The following is a 17722-nucleotide window of genomic DNA, read 5'->3' on the forward strand; positions in this document are numbered from 1 at the left end:
TCCTAGCTCACGTAGCGGCGGGCCGTGGACTCCCGCTGGGAGGTCTCCAGGCGGCGGAGCCGGGCCTCGACGTCCGGGGGCAGCGGCCGCCGCTCCCGGGCCACCCAGGCGAGGCCCGCGGCGGCCTCGGCGAGCGCGCCCGCGGTGACGCGGTCGCGCGGGAGCGTGCGCAGCAGCGCGGCGGTGCGGCGGGCGGCGGCGGGCAGCGGGCGGCGCAGCCAGGTGAACCACAGCGTGTTGCGGATGCCGTGCCGCCGCCGCAGGTGCGCCTCGCGGACCCGGGACGGCTCGTGGTGCACGACGACGTCCTCGGCGAAGCACAGCCACCAGCCGAGCGCCATCAGGTCGGCGCTCAGCAGTTCCTCCTCGCCGCCGAGCCACAGCCGCGCGGAGAACCCGCCCGCCTCGCGGAACGCGTCCGTCCGCACCATGGACGCCCCGGCGAGGAACGACCCGAGCGCGGGGCCCGGCAGCCACGGCGGCCCGGGGACGGGCGAGTGCCGCAGTTCGGGCACGATCGGGTCCTCGCGGCCGCCGGGGTCGACCAGGATCCGTCCGGTGACGACCGCGAGCCGGGGGCGCGCGTCGAGCAGGTGTGCGGCACGGGACGGCGCGTCCGGCTCCCACCAGGTGTCGTCGTCGCAGAACGCCACGTAGGGGGTGCGGACGTGGTCCACGGCGACGTTGCGGGCGACGGCGCCGAGGTTGCGCGACGACCGGATCAGCCGGGCTTCGGGGTACTCGCGCGCCACGGCGTCGGCGCTGCCGTCCCGCGAGGCGTTGTCCACGACGATGACCGGAGACCGCTCCCGGAGCTCTCGGACGCGGGCGAGCGTCGCGAGCAGGGACCGGCGCCGGTCCCGGGTGATGACGACCACCGTGAACCTCATGAATCCGCTGTACCCGGGCCTTTCGCCTGTATGTGAAGACAATCCTCATTATCTGGCACTTCAACTACAAGCGACTTTTCGGACTTTAGCGTTTAGGGCCATGGTCTGCGGCAATGTCCCGGCCGGAGGTCGAAATCACCTATAGGGAATTTCGCTCCCCGTAGGAACCACCAGGGCCGATGCCTACGACGACGGCATCGCCCATTCACCGAACGCTGCGCCGAAACGGGGTCATCCATGCGCGTGCTCGGAATAAATGCGATCTTCCACGACCCGGCCGCCGCGCTGACCGTGGACGGCGCCGTCGTCGCGGCGGCGGAGGAAGAGCGCTTCAGCCGCCGCAAGCACGGGAAACGTCCGGTGCCGTTCTCCGCCTGGGAACCGCCCGAGAAGGCGGCCCGCTGGTGCCTGGAGGAGGCCGGGCTGGAGCCCGGTGACCTCGACGCGGTCGCCTACTCCTACGACCCCGACCTCGTCGAGCCCGGAATCGACGGCCACGACGAGCAGTGGGAACGGTTGCGCACGCTGTACGCGCGGCGCGCCCCGAACTTCCTCGCGACCGCGCTGCCCGGGCTGGATCCCGGGATCGTCCGGTACGTCCCTCACCATGTGGCGCACGCCGCGTCCGCCGCGCTCGCCGCGCCCGGGCCGGGCGACGGCGACGTGCTGGTCCTCGACGGCCGCGGCGAGTCGCACTCCCATCTGGCCGGGACCTACCGGAACGGCGTCCTGACACCGCTGTGCGCGCAGCGGCTGCCGCACTCGCTGGGCCTGATGTACGAGGAGCTCACCGAGCACCTCGGCTTCCTGCGCTCCAGCGACGAGTACAAGGTGATGGCGCTGGCGTCCTACGGCGAGCCGCGGTTCGCGGACGAGCTGCGCGAGCACGTCCGCGCCACGGGAGACGGCGGCTTCACGGCCGCCCGCGTCGACTGGGGCGCGCTCGCCAAGGCGCGCCGGCCCGGCGGCGAGTGGACCCGCGACCACGCCGACCTCGCCGCCAGCGCCCAGGTCCGCCTCGAAGAGGTCCTGCTGGAGCTGGCCGCGTGGCTGCACGGCCGCACCGGCTCCCGGCGCCTGACGCTCGCCGGGGGCGTCGCGTTGAACTGCGTCGCCAACTCCCGGCTCGCCGCGACCGGCCCGTACGACGACGTGTGGGTGCAGCCCGCCGCGGGCGACGCGGGAACGGCGCTCGGCGCCGCGCTGCACGTGGCGCGCGACGGCGGCGACCCGCTCACCGCCATGCCCGGCGCGGACCTCGGCCGCCACTTCGACGACCGGGAGATCGCCCGGTGGCTCGACACCGCCGGGATTCCCCACGAGCGGCCGGACGACCTGGCCGCCGCCGTGGCGGACGCGCTCGCCCGCAACGAGATCGTCGCCTGGTTCCAGGGCCGGTCGGAGTTCGGCCCGCGCGCCCTCGGACGCCGCTCGCTGCTCGCCCATCCCGGGCACGCGGGCAACGTGGAGCGGCTCAACGACGTCAAGGGCCGCGAGCAGTTCCGGCCGATCGCGCCGATGGTCGCGCTCGACCACGCGGCGGAGATCTTCGACGGTCCGCTGCCCAGCCCGTACATGCTGTTCGTCCACGAGGTGCGACCACACTGGCGGGAGCGGATACCCGCGGTCGTGCACGTGGACGGCACCGCCCGCATCCAGACGGTCGCGGCCGCCGACGAGCCGCTCCTCGCGCGCCTGCTGGAGGAGTTCCGCCGCCGCACCGGCCTGCCCGTCGTCGTCAACACCAGCCTGAACACCGCCGGAAGGCCGATGGTCGACGACCCGCGCGACGCGCTGGAGTGCTTCGGCTCCGCCCCGGTCGACCTGCTCGCCATCGGCCCCTACGTGGTGCGCCGCCGGGAGGTGCACGCCCGATGAACCGCACCGTCGTCATTCCCACGATCGGCAGGGAGAGCCTGCGCGCGACGTTGCGCGCCCTGCTCGACGCCAGCGCCGCCGACCCCGGATCGGCGCCGCGGGAGATCATCGTCGTGGACGACCGTCCCGGGCCCGGCGCCCCGCTCCCCCTCCCGGCGGAGACCGCCCCCGTCCCTGACGGGGGCACGACCGCCCGCGTCCCTCGCGACGGCCCGGAGATCCGGGTGATCCGCTCCGGCGGGCGCGGCCCCGCCGCCGCCCGGAACGCGGGCTGGCGCGCCGCGACGACCGAGTGGGTCGCGTTCCTGGACGACGACGTCGTGCCCGCGCCCGGGTGGCCCGCCGCACTGGCCGCCGACCTCGGTGGCCTGCCACCCGGGGTCGGCGGTTCCCAGGGCCGGGTCACGGTCCCGCCGCCGGACGGCGGCCGGGCCCCGACGGACTGGGAGCGGGGCACCGCCGCGCTGGCGGGCGCCGACTGGATCACCGCCGACATGGCCTACCGGCGCGGCGTCCTGGAGGAGGTCGGCGGTTTCGACGAGCGGTTCCGCCGCGCCTACCGGGAGGACGCCGACCTGGCGCTGCGCGTCCTGGACGCCGGGCACGGCCTCGTCCTCGGCGCCCGGAGGGTGACGCATCCGGTGCGTCCCGCCGGGTTCTGGGCGTCGGTGCGGGCGCAGGCGGGGAACGCCGACGACGTCCTCATGTGGCGGGTGCACGGCCGGTGCTGGCGCGCCCGCGCGGGCGAGGGGCGCGGCCTGCTCCGCCGTCATGTCACGACCACCGCGGCGGGCCTGCTCTCGGTCGCGACGGCGCCGGCGGCCCGGCACGGCCGCCCGACCGTGCACCTGGCCGCCGTGGCCGCGTGGGCCGTGCTGACGGCCCGGTTCGCGCACCGGCGGATCAGGCCGGGGCCACGGACACCGGACGAGATCCTCAAGATGACCGTGACCAGCGCCGCGATCCCGCCCGTCGCGGTGTGGCACCGGCTCCGGGGTCTGGTCGTCCACCGCCGCGCCGGACGCTGGGACGGGCCGTGGGCCGTGCTGTTCGACCGCGACGACACCCTCATCAAGGACGTTCCGTACAACGGGGACCCGGCGCGGGTGGAGCCGATGCCGGGCGCGCGACGCGCCCTGGACCGGCTGCGGCGCCACGGCGCCCGCATCGGCGTCGTGTCCAACCAGTCGGGCGTCGCCAAGGGGCACATCACCGCCGACGACGTGCGGCGCGTCAACGCGCGGGTCGAGGAGCTGCTCGGCCGCGTCGACGTCTGGGAGTTCTGCCCCCACGACGGCGACGACGCCTGCGACTGCCGCAAGCCGCGCCCCGGGATGATCGTGCGGGCGGCGCGGCGGCTCGGCGTGCCGCCGTCCGGCTGCGCCGTCATCGGCGACATCGGCCGCGACGTCGAGGCCGCCGCGGCGGCGGGCGCCCGCGGCATCCTCGTCCCGACCCGCCGCACCCTCGCGGCGGAGATCGCGCGGGCGCCGGAGACGGCGCCGACGCTGCTCGCCGCCGTCGATCTGGTCCTCGGCGGAAGGCGGCGCCGATGAGGGTCCTCGTGTCCCGCCAGGACAACCTCGGCGACGTGCTCCTCGCCGGGCCCGCCGTGCGGGCGGTCGCCGCCCGCGCCGACGAGGTCGTGCTGCTGTGCGGCCCCCGCGGCCGCGCCGCCGCCGACCTGCTGCCCGGCGTCGACCACGTCATCGAGTGGCGCGCCCCGTGGATCGACCCGGACCACGTCCCGGTCAGGCGCGACGAGATCGACGAGCTGACGCGCGGGCTCCGCGGCTTCGACCGCGCGCTGATCCTGACCTCGTTCCACCAGTCGCCGCTGCCGCTGGCGCTGCTGCTGCGCCTGGCCGGGACACCGTGGATCGGCGGCATCAGCGAGGACTACCCCGGCTCGCTGCTCGACCTGCGGCACCGTCCCGACGAGGACGTGCCGGAGCCGCTGCGCATGCTCGCGCTGGCCGAGGACGCCGGGTTCCCGTCCCCCGACGACGCGCGGCTGCGGGTCCGGGGCCCGCTCCCTGACACCGGTCATCTCACCGGCGGCCCCGGGTACGTCGTCGTGCATCCGGGGACGTCCGTGCCCGCGCGGGCCTGGCCGCCGCACCGCTGCGCCGAGGCGGTCCGGGTGCTGGACGCGGCGGGCCACCGCGTCGTCGTCACCGGCCACGGCGACGAGAAGGAACTGACCGCGCTCGTCGCCGGGGAGGACGGCCTGGACCTCGGCGGCCGGACCACGCTGCCGGAACTGGCGTCGGTGCTGGCGGGCGCCCGCGCCGTCGTCGCCGGCAACACCGGGCCCGCGCATCTGGCGGCGGCGGTGGGCACGCCCGTCGTGTCGCTGTTCGCCCCGACCGTGCCCGCGGCCCGGTGGGCGCCGTTCGGGGTCCCGATGGCGCTGCTCGGCGACCAGCAGGCGCCGTGCAAGGACAGCCGCGCCCGCGAGTGCCCGGTCGACGGCCACCCGTGCCTGTCGTCCGTCGGCGCCGACGAGGTCGCCGCCGCCCTGGAGATCGTGATGAGACGGGAGGCCGTGCCGTCCGACGAGAAGGTGGGTACCCGGTGAGAGTTCTGCTGTGGCACGTGCACGGCTCGTGGGCGACGTCGTTCGTCCACGGCCCGTGGACCACGCTCGTCCCGGTCACCCCGGACCGCGGCCCGGACGGGAGGGGACGGCCCGACACGTTCACCTGGCCCGACCGGGCGGTCGAGGTGCCGCCCGAACGGCTCCGCGACGAGGACGTCGACGTCGTCGTCCTGCAACGCCCCCACGAGCTGCGGCTGGCCGAGGAATGGCTCGGCCGCCGCCCCGGACGCGACGTCCCCGCCGTCTACGTCGAGCACGACACGCCGCGCCGGACGCCGTCCGACATCGGGCTGCCCGAGGAGGTCGTCCCCGACAGCCGCCACTTCCTGCATGACCGCTCCGACATCCTGGTCGTCCACGTCACGCACTTCAACCGGCTGTTCTGGAACTGCGGCGACGCCCCGACCCGGGTCATCGAGCACGGCGTCGTCGACCCCGGCTACCGGTACACCGCCGACATGCCGCGGGCGGGCGTCGTCATCAACGACCCGCTGCGCCGGGGCCGCGTCGCCGGGACCGACCTGCTCGCCGAACTCGCGGGCGCGGTGCCGCTCGACCTGTTCGGGATGAACGTCACCGGCGTCCCCGACCGGCTCGGCATCCCGCACGAGTCGCTGTGGACCTTCGAGGACCTGCCGCAGGCGAGGATGCACGAGGAACTCGCCCGCCGCCGCGTCTATGTCCACCCCTACCGGTGGACGTCCCTCGGCCTCGCGCTGATCGAGGCCATGATGCTCGGCCTGCCCGTGGTGGCGCTCGCCACCACCGAGGCGGTCGAGGCGGTGCCGCCGGAGGCCGGGGTGCTGTCCACGCGCGTCGCCACGCTGGCGGACGCCGCGCGGACCCTGGCCGCCGACCCGCCGCGGGCCCGCCAGATGGGCAAGGAGGCGCGGGCCCACGCCGTCGACCGGTACGGCCTGGCGCGCTTCCTGCGCGACTGGCGGCGAACTCTCCGGGAGGTAACGCGATGAGGATAGCCATGATCTCCGAGCACGCCAGCCCCCTCGCCGCCGGGCGCGGCGCGGCGGCCGGCGGCCCCACGGGCAAGGGACTGGGCGGGGCCGACGGCGGCGGGCAGAACGTGTTCGTCGCGGAACTGGCCGCCGAGCTCGGTCGCCAGGGGCACTACGTCACCGTCTACACCCGCCGCGACTCCCCCGCCCAGCGGGAAAGGGTGCGGCTGGCGCCCGGCGTGACCGTCGAGCACGTCCCCGCCGGTCCGCCCGAGCACATCCCCAAGGACGACCTGCTGCCGTGGATGCACGACTTCGGGCGTTACCTGGAGCGGCGGTGGGCCGCCGACCCTCCCGACGTCGCGCACGCCCACTTCTGGATGAGCGGGCTCGCCGCGGTCCAGGCCGCGCAGGCGGCCGGCCGGCCGCGCGTGCCGGTCGTGCAGACCTACCACGCGCTCGGCACGGTGAAGCGCCGCCACCAGGGCGACGGGGACACCAGCCCGGCGTCGCGGATCAGGCTGGAACGCGCCGTCGGGCGCGCCGTCGACGGCGTGCTCGCCACCTGCTCGGACGAGCTCACCGAACTGGCCGCGATGGGCGTCCCGCGCGACCGCGTCCACGTGGTGCCGTGCGGCGTCGACGTCGACCTCTTCACCCCCGACGGCCGCACGACGATGACGCGGGGCCGTGACGGGCACCGGCTGGTGGTGCTGTCACGGCTCGTCGAACGCAAGGGCGTCGACACCGCCATCCGGGCGCTCGCGCACGTCCCGGGCGCGAGGCTCACCGTCGCGGGCGGCCCGCGCCGCGGCGACCTGCACACCGACCCGGAGGTCCGCAGGCTGCGGGACGTGGCCCTGGACGCGGGCGTCGCCGGGCGGGTGGAGTTCCTCGGCCGCGTCGGCCGCGACGAGGTCCCCCCGCTGCTCCGGTCGGCGAGCCTCGTGGTGACGCTGCCCTGGTACGAGCCGTTCGGGATGGTGCCGCTGGAGGCCATGGCCTGCGGCGTCCCCGTCGTCGCGAGCGCCGTCGGCGGTCATCTCGACACGGTCGTCGACGGCGTCACCGGCGTCCACGTCCCGCCCCGCGACCCGGAAGCCGCGGCCCGCGCGATCCGGGCGCTGCTGGACGACCCCGCCGGACGCGCCGGAATGGGTTTCGCGGGCGGCGACCGGGCCCGTGACCGCTACTCCTGGACCCGTGTCGCCGCCGACACGACGGAGGTGTACCGCCACGCCGCGGCGCTGAGCGAGGTGGCCGCATGACGCAGACGGCGCAGACCAGGACCTCCACCGACCGGGACCGGCGGCTGGAGGCGCTCGCGGAGGCGGCGCTGCGGTTCCGCGCGCAGGTGCCCACCATCGAGGCGTGGGGCCGCGACCTCGCCCGCGTGCTGCGCGGCGGCGGGCGGCTGCTGGCGTGCGGCAACGGCGGCAGCGCCGCCGAGGCGCAGCATCTGACCGCCGAGCTCGTCGGCCGGTTCGAGGACGACCGGCGGCCGCTGTCGGCGATCCCGCTGCACGCCGACACCTCGGCGACCACCGCGATCGGCAACGACTACGGTCCCGTCGACGTGTTCGCGCGGCAGGTCCAGGCGCACGGCCGCCGCGGCGACGTGCTGGTGTGCCTGTCGACCAGCGGGCGCAGCCCCAACGTCCTCGCGGCGGCGCACCGGGCGCGGCGGCTCGGCGTCGCCGCGTGGGCCGTCACCGGTCCGGGGCCGAACCCGCTGACCGAGGCCTGCGACGACGCCGTCACCGTGGACGCCCGGGCGACCTCGACCGTGCAGGAGATCCATCTCGCCGCGATCCACCTGCTGTGCGGGGTGGTCGACGAGACGCTGGGGGTGGGGAGATGAGCCCGCGATCCACCCCGCGACCGACCGCGCGGCCCACCGCCCGGACCGCGCCGCGGTCCGGGGGGCCGCTGGTCGTCGTGGGGGACGTGCTCCTCGACGTCGACATCGTCGGAAGCAGCAGCCGGCTCTGCCCGGACGCGCCCGTGCCCGTCGTCGAGCAGGCCGAGGAGCGGCCCCGTCCCGGCGGCGCTGGCCTCGCGGCGCTGCTCGCGGCGGCCGACGGGCGGGAGGTGGTCCTGGTCACCGCGCTCGCCGACGACGACCGCGGGCGGCGGCTGCGCGCGATGCTGGACCGGCATGTGGAGGTCGCCGCGCTCCACCTGCACGGCAGCACCCCGTGCAAGCTGCGGATCCGGTCCGGCGGGCAGTCGGTGGCGCGGCTGGACGCCGGGGAGGGCCGGGCCCTGGACGGGCCCGTCGGCCCGCGGGTCGCCGACGCGATCGCGGGCGCGGGCGCGGTGCTGGTGTCCGACTACGGTCGCGGCGTCACGGGGCACCGCGCCGTCCGGTCGCTGCTCGGCGGGCTGCCCCCGGACGTGCCCGTCGTGTGGGACCCGCATCCGCGCGGTGAGGCCCCCGTCCCCGGCGTGCGGCTGCTGACCCCGAACGAGGAGGAGGCGGCCCGGCTCGCCGCCGCGGACGGCGCCGACATCACCGGGTTCGGGCTGTCGGCGGCCGGGCGGCGCGGCCGCCATCTCGGTCGCGCCTGGAACATCGAGGGCGTCGCGGTGACGCTCGGCGCGGAGGGGGCGCTGCTGTGCGACGGGTCGGAGGCGCCGTTCCTCGCGCCCGCCCGACCCGCGCGGGGCGACGCGTGCGGCGCGGGCGACAGCTTCGCCGCCGGGGCCGTCGCCGCGCTCGCGGACGGCGGAACGCTCGCCGGCGCCGTCACCGAGGGCGTCGACCGGGCGTCGGAGTTCGTCCGCGCGGGGGCCGCCGCGGCCGTCGCCGCGCAGCTCGCCGAGACCGGCACCGCCCGGCTCGCGCCCGAGCGCGGCGACGACGCCTGGGACGTGGTCGAGCGGACCCGCCGGGCGGGCGGCACGGTCGTGGCGACCGGCGGCTGCTTCGACCTGCTCCACGCCGGCCATGTCAGCCTGCTGCAGCAGGCGCGGCGGCTCGGCGACTGCCTCATCGTGTGCGTGAACTCCGACGCGTCGGTGCGGCGCCGCAAGGGCCCGTCCCGTCCGGTGACGCCCGCCGCCGACCGCGTCCGGGTGCTGGAGGCGCTCAGCGACGTCGACGCCGCGGTCGTCTTCGACGACGACACCCCGGCGCCGCTGCTGGAGCGGCTTCGCCCGGACGTGTGGGTGAAGGGCGCCGACTACGCGGGAACGACGCTGCCCGAGGCCGGGACGGTCCGGGCCCACGGCGGCGAGGTCGTCCTGCTGCCCCTCCTGGAGGGGCGTTCCACGACGCGTCTGCTGTCGACGACGCGATCGACGCCGACCACGAAGGGAAACGTGTCATGAACGTCCTCATTACCGGTGGCGCCTCGGGGCTCGGCGAGGCCGTCGCGCGCAGGGTCGCGGCGGACGGCGGGCGCCCGCTCGTCCTCGACCGGCATCCCCCGAAGGACGACGTCGAGTACCGGCAGGCCGACCTGGCGGACCGCAAGTGCGCCGAACTCGCCGTGCACGGCCTGGCCCGCGCCGCCGGGGGCCTGAACGCCGTCGTCACCGCCGCGGGCATCGACGCGTGCGGGGCGCTCTGCGACGTCCCCGCCGAGGACTGGGAGCGGGTCGTGCAGGTGAACCTGCTCGGCACCGTCACCGTCGTCCGCGCCGCGCTCCCCTACCTGGAGAACGAGCCGCACGGCCGGGTCGTCACCATCGGGTCGACGCTCGGGCTGCGCGCCGTGAGCGACGCCACCGCCTACTGCGCGTCCAAGTTCGGGGTCGTCGGGTTCACCCGGGCGCTCGCCGCCGAGACGGCCGGGAAGGTCGCCGTCACGATGGTCGTGCCCGGCGGCATGGACACCGCGTTCTTCGACGACCGCGCCGACAAGTACAAGCCCGGCCCGGACGCCACGCTCAACCAGCCCGGTGACGTGGCGGCGACCATCGCGTTCGCGCTGTCCCAGCCTCCGGGCTGCGAGGTGCGGGAGATGGTCGTCTGCCCGTCCCGGGAGACGTCGTGGCCCTGACCGGCCACCGGATCGTGGTCCTGCGCGCGCTCGGCCTCGGCGACCTGCTGACGGCCGTCCCGGCGCTGCGGGCCCTGCGCCGCGGTACGCCCGGCGCGCGGGTCACGCTCGCCGCGCCCGCCGGGCTCGGTCCGCTCGCCCGCTCCACCGGAGCGGTCGACGACGTCGTCCCGGCGGACGGCCTGGCGCCGCTGCCGCCGCTCGGGCCGGTCGGCACGGCGGTGAACCTGCACGGCCGGGGACCGGAGAGCCACCGCGTCCTCGCCGCGCTGCCACCGCGCCGGCTGCTCGCGTTCGCCTGCGCCGGGGCCGGGCACGCCGACGGGCCCGCGTGGGATCCGGACGAGCACGAGGTGGCGCGGTGGTGCCGGCTCGTGTCCTCCTACGGGTTCGCCGCCGACCCGGGCGACCTGGACCTGCCCGCTCCGGCGGGTCCCTCGCCCGCGCCGGGCGCCGTGGTCGTGCATCCGGGGGCGGCGTTCCCTGCTCGTCGCTGGCCCGCCGACCGGTTCGCGGCGGTCGCGGCGGCGCTGCGGGACGGCGGCGAACGCGTCGTCGTCACCGGCGGCCCGGGCGAGACGGCCCTCGCCCGCCGCGTCGTGGACCTCGCCGGCCTGCCGGTCGAGGCGGACCTGTCGGGCCGCACCCGGCTCACCGAGCTGGCCGCGCTCGTCGCGGGCGCACGGCTGGTGGTGTGCGGCGACACCGGCGTGGCGCACCTCGCGACCGCGTACCGCACCCCGTCGGTGCTGCTGTTCGGCCCGACGCCGCCCGCCCGCTGGGGGCCGCCCGCCCGGGACGAGCACCTGGTGCTGTGGGCGGGCCGGCGCGGCGACCCGCACGGCTCCGAGCCGTGCCCCGGCCTGCTGGAGATCTCCGCGGACGACGCCGTGGCGGCCGCCGGCAGGGCGCTCACCCGCACCCGTTGAAGTCCCGCCGAAGGGGAACACGATGAGACATCCACGCGCCGTCGTCACCGGCGGCTCCGGCTTCCTCGGCTCGCACCTGTGCGAGGCGCTGCTGGCCCGGGGCATCTCGGTGGTGTGCCTGGACAACCTGCTGACCGGGACGTCCCGCAACATCGCGCACCTGACCGGGCGGCGCGACTTCCGGTTCCTGAAACGCGACCTGACCGACCCGGTGCACGTCCCCGGAGAGGTCGGCTACGTCTTCCATCTGGCGTCGGCCGCGTCCCCCGCCGACTACCTGCGGCTGCCGATCCAGACGCTGGAGGTCGGCAGCCAGGGCACCCGCAACGCGCTGGAACTCGCCGAGGGCAAGAACGCCCGGTTCGTGCTCGCCTCCACCTCCGAGGTGTACGGGGACCCGCTGGTGCATCCGCAGCCCGAGTCGTACTGGGGGAACGTGAACCCGGTCGGGCCGCGCAGCGTGTACGACGAGGCGAAACGGTTCGGGGAGGCGCTCACGTCGGCGTTCCGGCACGCCCGCGGCCTCGACACCGGGATCGTGCGGATCTTCAACAGCTACGGGCCGCGGATGCGACCCGACGACGGCCGCGCCATCCCGACGTTCCTGCGGCAGGCGCTGACCGGCGAGGACCTCACGGTGACCGGGGACGGGTCGCAGACCCGTTCGATCTGTCATGTCGACGACACCGTCCGCGGCATCCTCGCCCTCGCCACCGCCGATCATCCCGGGCCGATGAACATCGGCAGCCCCTACGAGATCTCCATGGCGGACCTCGCCCAACTGATCATCGACCTGACGGGGTCGCGGTCACGGATCCGGTTCGTCGACCGTCCGGCGGACGACCCCCGCGTCCGGCGGCCCGACACCCGGCTGGCCGAGGACGTGCTCGACTGGCGTCCCCGCATCACGGTCGAGAACGGTCTACGCGGCACGATCGAGTGGTTCGCGCGGGAACTGGTGACCGCCCGACCCGCCTGACCTGTCGCCTGTCAGCCGCTGCTGCCCGCCGCCACGAGTTCCCTGAGGTCGGCGGGCAGGCTGCCGCGCACCTTCTGCGCGACGGCCCCCTGGGTCGCCTCGTCGGTCACCTCCAGGACCACCCGCGTCAGGAACGCGGCCCTGGGCTCGTCGGAGCCGGCCCGGTGGGCGACCCGCTCGATGAAGTCGTGCCTGCCGAACCGTTCACCCGACCCGGCGCCGCCGTAGATCTCCGTTCGGCGCAGATGCTCGCCGATCTCGTGCGGGAGTTGTGCCGCGAGGTTGTCGGCGAGCCCCTCCGGAATCCGCTCGCCGAGCGTCTCCAGGACCGACCGGGTCGCCCGCTCCGCCTCACCGTGACCGGAGAGGCGTCCGCGGTTCTGGACCTTGCCGATGAACTCCTCGTGCCGCATGGCGGACGCTCCTTCCCCCTACCGTTTCGCTGCACTTTGCCTGACCTGCGAAAACTTCCCGATATGTCGGGGTCTTAACGTGCGCCGAGCACGTCCAGCAGCTCACCGAGCAGGGTGTCGGACGGCGGTGACGAGGAGGCCGATCCCGCGCCCCGCGCCGACAGCGCCCAGTCCCACCAGCGATCCAGCGCACGCGGGTCGAGCAGCCGCCCGGTCGCGTCCTCGGGCACGGTCAGGACGGCGGGCCACGACCAGGCCCGCGCCTGGGCCGTCACCTTCGCGCCGCCGCCGACCGGGTCCACGGCCAGCGCGGGAACGCCGTTCTTCAGGGCGAGGACGAGCCCGTGCAGCCGGGTCGTCACGACCAGGTCGAGCCGGCGCAGCACCGACTCCAGCTCGGCCGGCGTGCCGAACAGCCGCCAGTCGCGCGGATCGAGCCGCGTGTCGAGCGGCAGCCGGGCGCACTCCCGGGCGGCGAGCCACTCCGTCAGCTCCCGCTCGACGGGACCGTGCCGCCGCCGCGCCCCGTACTCGTCCTGGCCGGGCGCGAGCACGACCCCGACGACCGGTACGGACGGGGTCACGGGCAGCGCCGCCAGGTCGGGCCGCGGGGCCCGCGCGCCCGCCGTCGCGGGGGCGTCACGGGGAAGGACGGCGTCGAACCCGGTGACCGCCGGGTCGTCGGGGTCGATGACCGAGACGCCGACGGCGACGCGGACGCAACGCGCGTACCGGCGGTGCAGCTCCTCGATCTGCCATCCGCGCAGCGGCCCGCACGCGAAGACCAGATGGGTGTAGTCGCCGGGGTCGGCGCGGTCGAGGGTTAAGCCGCCGGGCCGGAACACCGGACTCCACGCCTGCTCGCACTCGACGCCCGCGCCAGCCAGCCCCGACCGGACGGCCTCCATCGCGAGAACGTCGCCGGCCGTCGCCTCGCCGTGCAGGAAACTCGGCCATCCGGTCACCAGAACCCGCAACGGTCCGCACCTCCGGAGTCGTCAGGGCCGGTCTGGAGACGCGCCCATGGCCGCCGGTGCGGTGTCCCCGCGCGGTGACAGTTAGCGCGCCGGTCGGTTTACCGGAACGGCCGGATGGGCACAGTCACGTCGCGGCCCACTCGCGAGATCGGAGCCCTGTGCCCCGACCTGCGAGCCTGGGCCGCACCACGTTCCGCGTCCCCCTCCTCCCGGCTTCCACTGGTCACGGCTCGGGACGGTCGACCTGACCGCGCCACCCCCCGGTCTGCACCCCGCGGGACTCGATGAACGTCTTGAAGCGCTGCAGGTCGCCCTTGACGCGACGGGTCAGCGCCCCGAGCCGGTCACCGGCCTTCTCCACGACGCCGTCCGGAGCGAAGTCCAACTGCGCGGTGACGCGGGTCGTGGTCTCGTCCAGCCGGTGGAAGGTCACCACACCGGCGTGCGCGGAACCGTCCACGGACTTCCAGGCGACGCGCTCGTCGGGAAGCTGCTCGGTGATCCGCGCGTCGAACTCGCGGGTGACACCGGCGATCCGCGTCCGCCAGCGGACCGTGGTGTCGTCGACCTGCCGGACCTCCTCGACGCCCTCCATGAACTGCGGAAACGTCTCGAACTGTGTCCACTGGTCGTAGGCGGTGCGGATCGGGACGCTGACGTCGACCGACTCGATGATCGTGCTCACGGCTCCCCCTCCCGGGTCACCGTCTCCGGTACCCGCGACGGCGCCCGTTATCCCGGCGCCCCGCCCCGCCCGCGGCCGAACGGCGCTCGAACCGCCGTGTGACGTGCCGATCGACGGGTAGAGGGTCTGCACCGAGCGATCGCCCCCCGTCCCGACGGCCGCTCACCGAAGGGAGACGACCCGCACCATGACGCCGGCTCAGTCCACCACCCGGTTCGACGACGGACAGACCGAGACACTGCTCGCGGAGATGAACCGGCTCGCACAGGACGATCCCCGGCGGGAGCGGCTCAGGGCCCGCATCGTCGACCTCCACACCCCGCTCGTCCGCGGGGTCGCGCGCCGGTACGCCGGCCGCGGCGAACCGATCGACGACCTCCAGCAGGTCGCCTACCTCGGCCTGGTCAAGGCCATCAACCGGTTCGACCCCGGCATCGGCGACCGGTTCGTCACCTACGCCTACCCGGTCGTGACCGGGGAGGTGAAGCGGCACTTCCGCGACAAGACCTGGGGGTTGCGGGTGTCGCGCCGCATCCAGGAGATGCGACCGGTGCTGCAGCGCACCGTGCAGGAGTTCACCCGCGAGCGGGGACGTTCCCCCACGACGGCGGAGATCTCCTCGCTCATGGGCATCACCGAGGAGGAGACGGTCGAGGTCATCGTCGCCTGCGACGCCTACCGGCCGCTGTCGCTGGAGGCCCCGGCGGACGGGTCGCCGAGCGGCGAGACCGGCACGATCGGCGAGTACCTCGGGTCGGACGACCCGGCCCTGGACGCCTTCATCGACGGTCACGCGCTCGGCCCGCTGATCGCCGACCTGCCCGAACGCGAACGGACGATCCTGCTGCTGCGGTTCTTCGGCAACAAGACCCAGACGCAGATCGCCGAGCAGATCGGCCTGTCCCAGATGCACGTCTCGCGGCTGCTCCGCGCGACGCTCGACAGGCTCCGCGCCGGGCTGCTGACCGAACGGTGACCCGTCAGTCCATCTCCACCCAGCCGTAGGTGCGTTCCACGGCCTTCTTCCAATTCGCGTAGCCGTCCCGCCGCTGCTCCTCGGTCCAGGTGGGCTCCCAGCGCCGGTCCTCATTCCAGTTCCGCCGGAGCTCGTCGGTGGTGCTCCAGAACCCGACGGCGAGTCCGGCGGCGTAGGCTGCGCCCAGCGCGGTGGTCTCGGCGACCACCGGACGGGACACCGGCACCCCGAGGATGTCGGCCTGCAACTGCATGCACAGCTCGTTGGCGGTGACGCCGCCGTCGACCTTGAGGACGTCCAGGTCGACTCCGGAGTCGGCGCGCATCGCCTCCACCACGTCGCGCGACTGGTAGCAGATCGACTCCAGGGTGGCGCGGGCCAGGTGCGCGTTCGTGTTGAACCGTGACAGGCCGACGATCGCGCCGCGGGCGTCCGACCGCCAGTAGGGCGCGAACAGGCCGGAGAAGGCGGGCACGAAGTAGACCCCGCCGTTGTCGTCGACCTGCCGGGCCAGCGACTCGCTCTGCGCGGCGCCGGAGATGATGCCGAGCTGGTCCCGCAGCCACTGCACCGCCGACCCCGTCACCGCGATCGACCCCTCCAGCGCGTACACCGGCGGCCGGTCCCCGAACCGGTAGCAGACGGTGGTGAGCATCCCCGCCTTCGACCGGACGAGTTCCTCCCCGGTGTTGAGGAGGAGGAAGTTGCCGGTGCCGTAGGTGTTCTTGGCCTCGCCGGGGGCGAAGCACACCTGCCCGACCGTCGCGGCCTGCTGGTCGCCGAGGATCCCGGTCAGCGGCACCTCGCCCCCCATCGGGCCGCCGCGGGCGGTCACGCCGTACGGCTCGGGCGCCGAGGACGGCTCGATCCTCGGCAGCATCGAACGCGGGACGCCGAAGAACGACAGCAGTTCGTCGTCCCAGTCGAGGGTCTCCAGATCCATCAGCATGGTGCGGCTGGCGTTGGTGGGGTCGGTGACGTGGACGCCGCCGTCGGCGCCGCCGGTCAGATTCCACAGCACCCAGGTGTCGATGTTGCCGAAGACGGCGTCGCCGGCCTCGGCCGCCTCGCGCACGCCGTCGACGTTGTCGAGAATCCATTGGATCTTGCCGCCGGAGAAGTACGTCGCCGGGGGAAGGCCGGCCTTGCGGCGGATGACGTCGCCGCGGCCGTCGCGTTCCAGGGCCGCGGCGACACGGTCGGTACGGGTGTCCTGCCACACGATCGCGTTGTAGTACGGGCGGCCGGTACGGCGGTTCCACACCACCGTCGTCTCACGCTGGTTCGTGATCCCGAACGCGGCCAGGTCCGTGTGGGACAGGCTCGCCTTGTTCAGCGTGGACTCGATGACGGAGCGGGTGCGCTCCCAGATCTCGGTGGGGTTGTGCTCCACCCAGCCCGCACGCGGCAGGATCTGCTCGTGTTCGAGCTGGTGCCGCGCCACCTCGTCGCCACCGTGATCGAAGATCATGAAGCGGGTGCTGGTGGTGCCCTGGTCGAGCGCTCCGACGAAGTCGGCCATGGCCTTCCTTTCTCAGGCGACGTCCTCCCTCACTCAGGGGACGTCGTACTCCGGTTTGGGCTCGGTCGGCACGGTCCCCTCCTCCTCACCGGGGAGGTTGCGCCCGATGAGGAGGATGTAAAGCCCGGCGCCGACCACGGCGCCGATCAGGGGCCCCACGATCGGGACCCAGAAATACAGCTCCCCGTACTGATCTCGCCAGACGTCCGACCCGTAGCCGGTGAGGAACTGGGCGATGCGCGGGCCGAGGTCGCGGGCGGGGTTGATCGCGTACCCGGCGGCGGCGCCGAACGCCATCCCGATCGCCACCACGACGAGCCCGATGATGAGCGGCGCCAGGTTCGCCAGCGGCGGCGCGTTGCGCAGGTCCGTGAGGGCGAGGACGAGGAACAGCAGGATCGCGGTGCCGATGACCTGGTCGCGGAACGCGCCCCACGTCTCGATCGGCAGCGTCCCGTTGCCGGGCAGGGTGGAGAAGACGATGTGCGACTTCTTCGTCAGGCCCGGGTCGAACCTCTGCAGGATCTCTGAGTAGTTCCACCGGACGATCAGCGCCGCGACCAGCGCGCCGAGTATCTGGGCGAACCAGAACGGCAGCACCTTGCGCCAGGGGAAGCCCTTGAAGACGGCGAGGGCGAGGGTGACGGCCGGGTTGATGTGCCCGCCGCTGATGCGCGCCGAGACGTACACGCCGAGGGTCACCCCGATGCCCCACGCCCACGCGATGCTGTCGTGGTCGCCGAGGCTCTGCGGGTCGCCGAGCCCGCTGCCCGCGACCACCTGCGCGACGACGCCGACACCGAACAGGATCAGGATCATCGTGCCGGCGAACTCCGCCAGCATCTCCCTGACCAGCCCGGGGACGGTCGGACCTCGCGTCATCGCTCCTCCTCGGACACCGGGAGATGATC

17 protein-coding genes are annotated in these 17722 nt (G+C 74.7%); 11 read left to right on the forward strand and 6 right to left on the reverse strand.

Annotated elements, in window-relative coordinates; translation table 11 throughout:
- Positions 1-2: 2 nt before the first annotated feature.
- Positions 3-890 (reverse strand): glycosyltransferase family 2 protein, encoded by an 888-nt coding sequence (locus D0T12_RS26685; RefSeq protein WP_117402696.1) that lies wholly within the window; start codon positions 888-890, stop codon positions 3-5.
- Between the two features lie 237 nt (positions 891-1127).
- Between D0T12_RS26685 and D0T12_RS26690 the strand changes: the two genes are divergently transcribed.
- Genes D0T12_RS26690 through D0T12_RS26735 form a run of 10 tightly spaced genes read left to right on the forward strand, consistent with a single transcriptional unit; the run spans position 1128 to position 12238 of the window.
- Entirely contained in the window at positions 1128-2768 is a 1641-nt protein-coding gene (locus tag D0T12_RS26690) for a carbamoyltransferase family protein (RefSeq protein ID WP_117402698.1), read from the forward strand.
- A complete protein-coding gene (locus tag D0T12_RS26695) occupies positions 2765-4324 on the forward strand; it encodes an HAD-IIIA family hydrolase (RefSeq protein WP_117402700.1) in 1560 nt (519 codons plus the stop codon). Before D0T12_RS26690 ends, D0T12_RS26695 begins: the two co-directional genes overlap by 4 nt.
- Complete coding sequence (locus D0T12_RS26700) at positions 4321-5349, forward strand: glycosyltransferase family 9 protein (protein ID WP_117402702.1); 1029 nt, start codon at positions 4321-4323, stop codon at positions 5347-5349. The genes D0T12_RS26695 and D0T12_RS26700 overlap by 4 nt, the downstream gene beginning before the upstream one ends.
- A complete protein-coding gene (locus D0T12_RS26705) occupies positions 5346-6341 on the forward strand; it encodes a glycosyltransferase family 4 protein (RefSeq protein WP_117402704.1) in 996 nt (331 codons plus the stop codon). The genes D0T12_RS26700 and D0T12_RS26705 overlap by 4 nt, the downstream gene beginning before the upstream one ends.
- The gene (locus D0T12_RS26710) at positions 6338-7591 is read left to right on the forward strand and encodes a glycosyltransferase (protein ID WP_117402706.1); all 1254 of its coding nucleotides are present in this window, start codon (positions 6338-6340) and stop codon (positions 7589-7591) included. The genes D0T12_RS26705 and D0T12_RS26710 overlap by 4 nt, the downstream gene beginning before the upstream one ends.
- On the forward strand, positions 7588-8184 hold the full coding sequence (locus D0T12_RS26715) for a D-sedoheptulose-7-phosphate isomerase (protein WP_117402708.1): 597 nt from the start codon (positions 7588-7590) through the stop codon (positions 8182-8184). The genes D0T12_RS26710 and D0T12_RS26715 overlap by 4 nt, the downstream gene beginning before the upstream one ends.
- Positions 8181-9656 carry a D-glycero-beta-D-manno-heptose 1-phosphate adenylyltransferase gene (rfaE2, locus tag D0T12_RS26720; RefSeq protein ID WP_117402709.1) on the forward strand — a complete coding sequence of 492 codons (1476 nt, stop codon included), beginning with the start codon at positions 8181-8183 and terminating at the stop codon, positions 9654-9656. The genes D0T12_RS26715 and rfaE2 overlap by 4 nt, the downstream gene beginning before the upstream one ends.
- The gene (locus D0T12_RS26725) at positions 9653-10330 is read left to right on the forward strand and encodes an SDR family oxidoreductase (RefSeq protein WP_117402711.1); all 678 of its coding nucleotides are present in this window, start codon (positions 9653-9655) and stop codon (positions 10328-10330) included. Before rfaE2 ends, D0T12_RS26725 begins: the two co-directional genes overlap by 4 nt.
- Positions 10321-11259: a glycosyltransferase family 9 protein gene (locus D0T12_RS26730; protein WP_233526305.1), complete on the forward strand. Its 939-nt coding sequence runs from the start codon at positions 10321-10323 to the stop codon at positions 11257-11259. Before D0T12_RS26725 ends, D0T12_RS26730 begins: the two co-directional genes overlap by 10 nt.
- A gap of 22 nt (positions 11260-11281) precedes the next feature.
- Complete coding sequence (locus tag D0T12_RS26735) at positions 11282-12238, forward strand: NAD-dependent epimerase/dehydratase family protein (RefSeq protein WP_117402713.1); 957 nt, start codon at positions 11282-11284, stop codon at positions 12236-12238.
- Between the two features lie 11 nt (positions 12239-12249).
- On the opposite strand, the gene D0T12_RS26740 is transcribed toward D0T12_RS26735, so the two are convergent.
- The 3 genes from D0T12_RS26740 to D0T12_RS26750 form a co-directional block, all read right to left on the reverse strand.
- A complete protein-coding gene (locus D0T12_RS26740; RefSeq protein WP_117402715.1) occupies positions 12250-12651 on the reverse strand; it encodes a DUF2267 domain-containing protein in 402 nt (133 codons plus the stop codon).
- 74 nt (positions 12652-12725) lie between these two features.
- Positions 12726-13628, reverse strand: a complete 903-nt coding sequence (locus D0T12_RS26745) for a polysaccharide pyruvyl transferase family protein (protein WP_117402717.1) — start codon at positions 13626-13628, stop codon at positions 12726-12728.
- A 223-nt stretch (positions 13629-13851) separates the two neighbouring features.
- Positions 13852-14313 carry an SRPBCC family protein gene (locus D0T12_RS26750; protein WP_117402719.1) on the reverse strand — a complete coding sequence of 154 codons (462 nt, stop codon included), beginning with the start codon at positions 14311-14313 and terminating at the stop codon, positions 13852-13854.
- Between the two features lie 187 nt (positions 14314-14500).
- Here D0T12_RS26750 and D0T12_RS26755 point away from each other — a divergent pair, with 187 nt between their 5' ends.
- Positions 14501-15289: a SigB/SigF/SigG family RNA polymerase sigma factor gene (locus D0T12_RS26755; RefSeq protein ID WP_117402721.1), complete on the forward strand. Its 789-nt coding sequence runs from the start codon at positions 14501-14503 to the stop codon at positions 15287-15289.
- A gap of 4 nt (positions 15290-15293) precedes the next feature.
- Here the strand turns inward: D0T12_RS26755 and glpK are convergent, their stop codons facing one another.
- Both glpK and D0T12_RS26765 read right to left on the reverse strand, forming a co-directional pair.
- Positions 15294-16811: a glycerol kinase GlpK gene (gene glpK, locus D0T12_RS26760; RefSeq protein WP_117402723.1), complete on the reverse strand. Its 1518-nt coding sequence runs from the start codon at positions 16809-16811 to the stop codon at positions 15294-15296.
- Positions 16812-16844: 33 nt separating this feature from the next.
- Positions 16845-17693, reverse strand: a complete 849-nt coding sequence (locus tag D0T12_RS26765; protein ID WP_117402725.1) for an MIP/aquaporin family protein — start codon at positions 17691-17693, stop codon at positions 16845-16847.
- Between the last annotated feature and the right edge of the window lie 29 nt (positions 17694-17722).

Source organism: Actinomadura spongiicola, assembly GCF_003432485.1.
Classification (GTDB): Bacteria; Actinomycetota; Actinomycetes; order Streptosporangiales; family Streptosporangiaceae; genus Spirillospora; species Spirillospora spongiicola.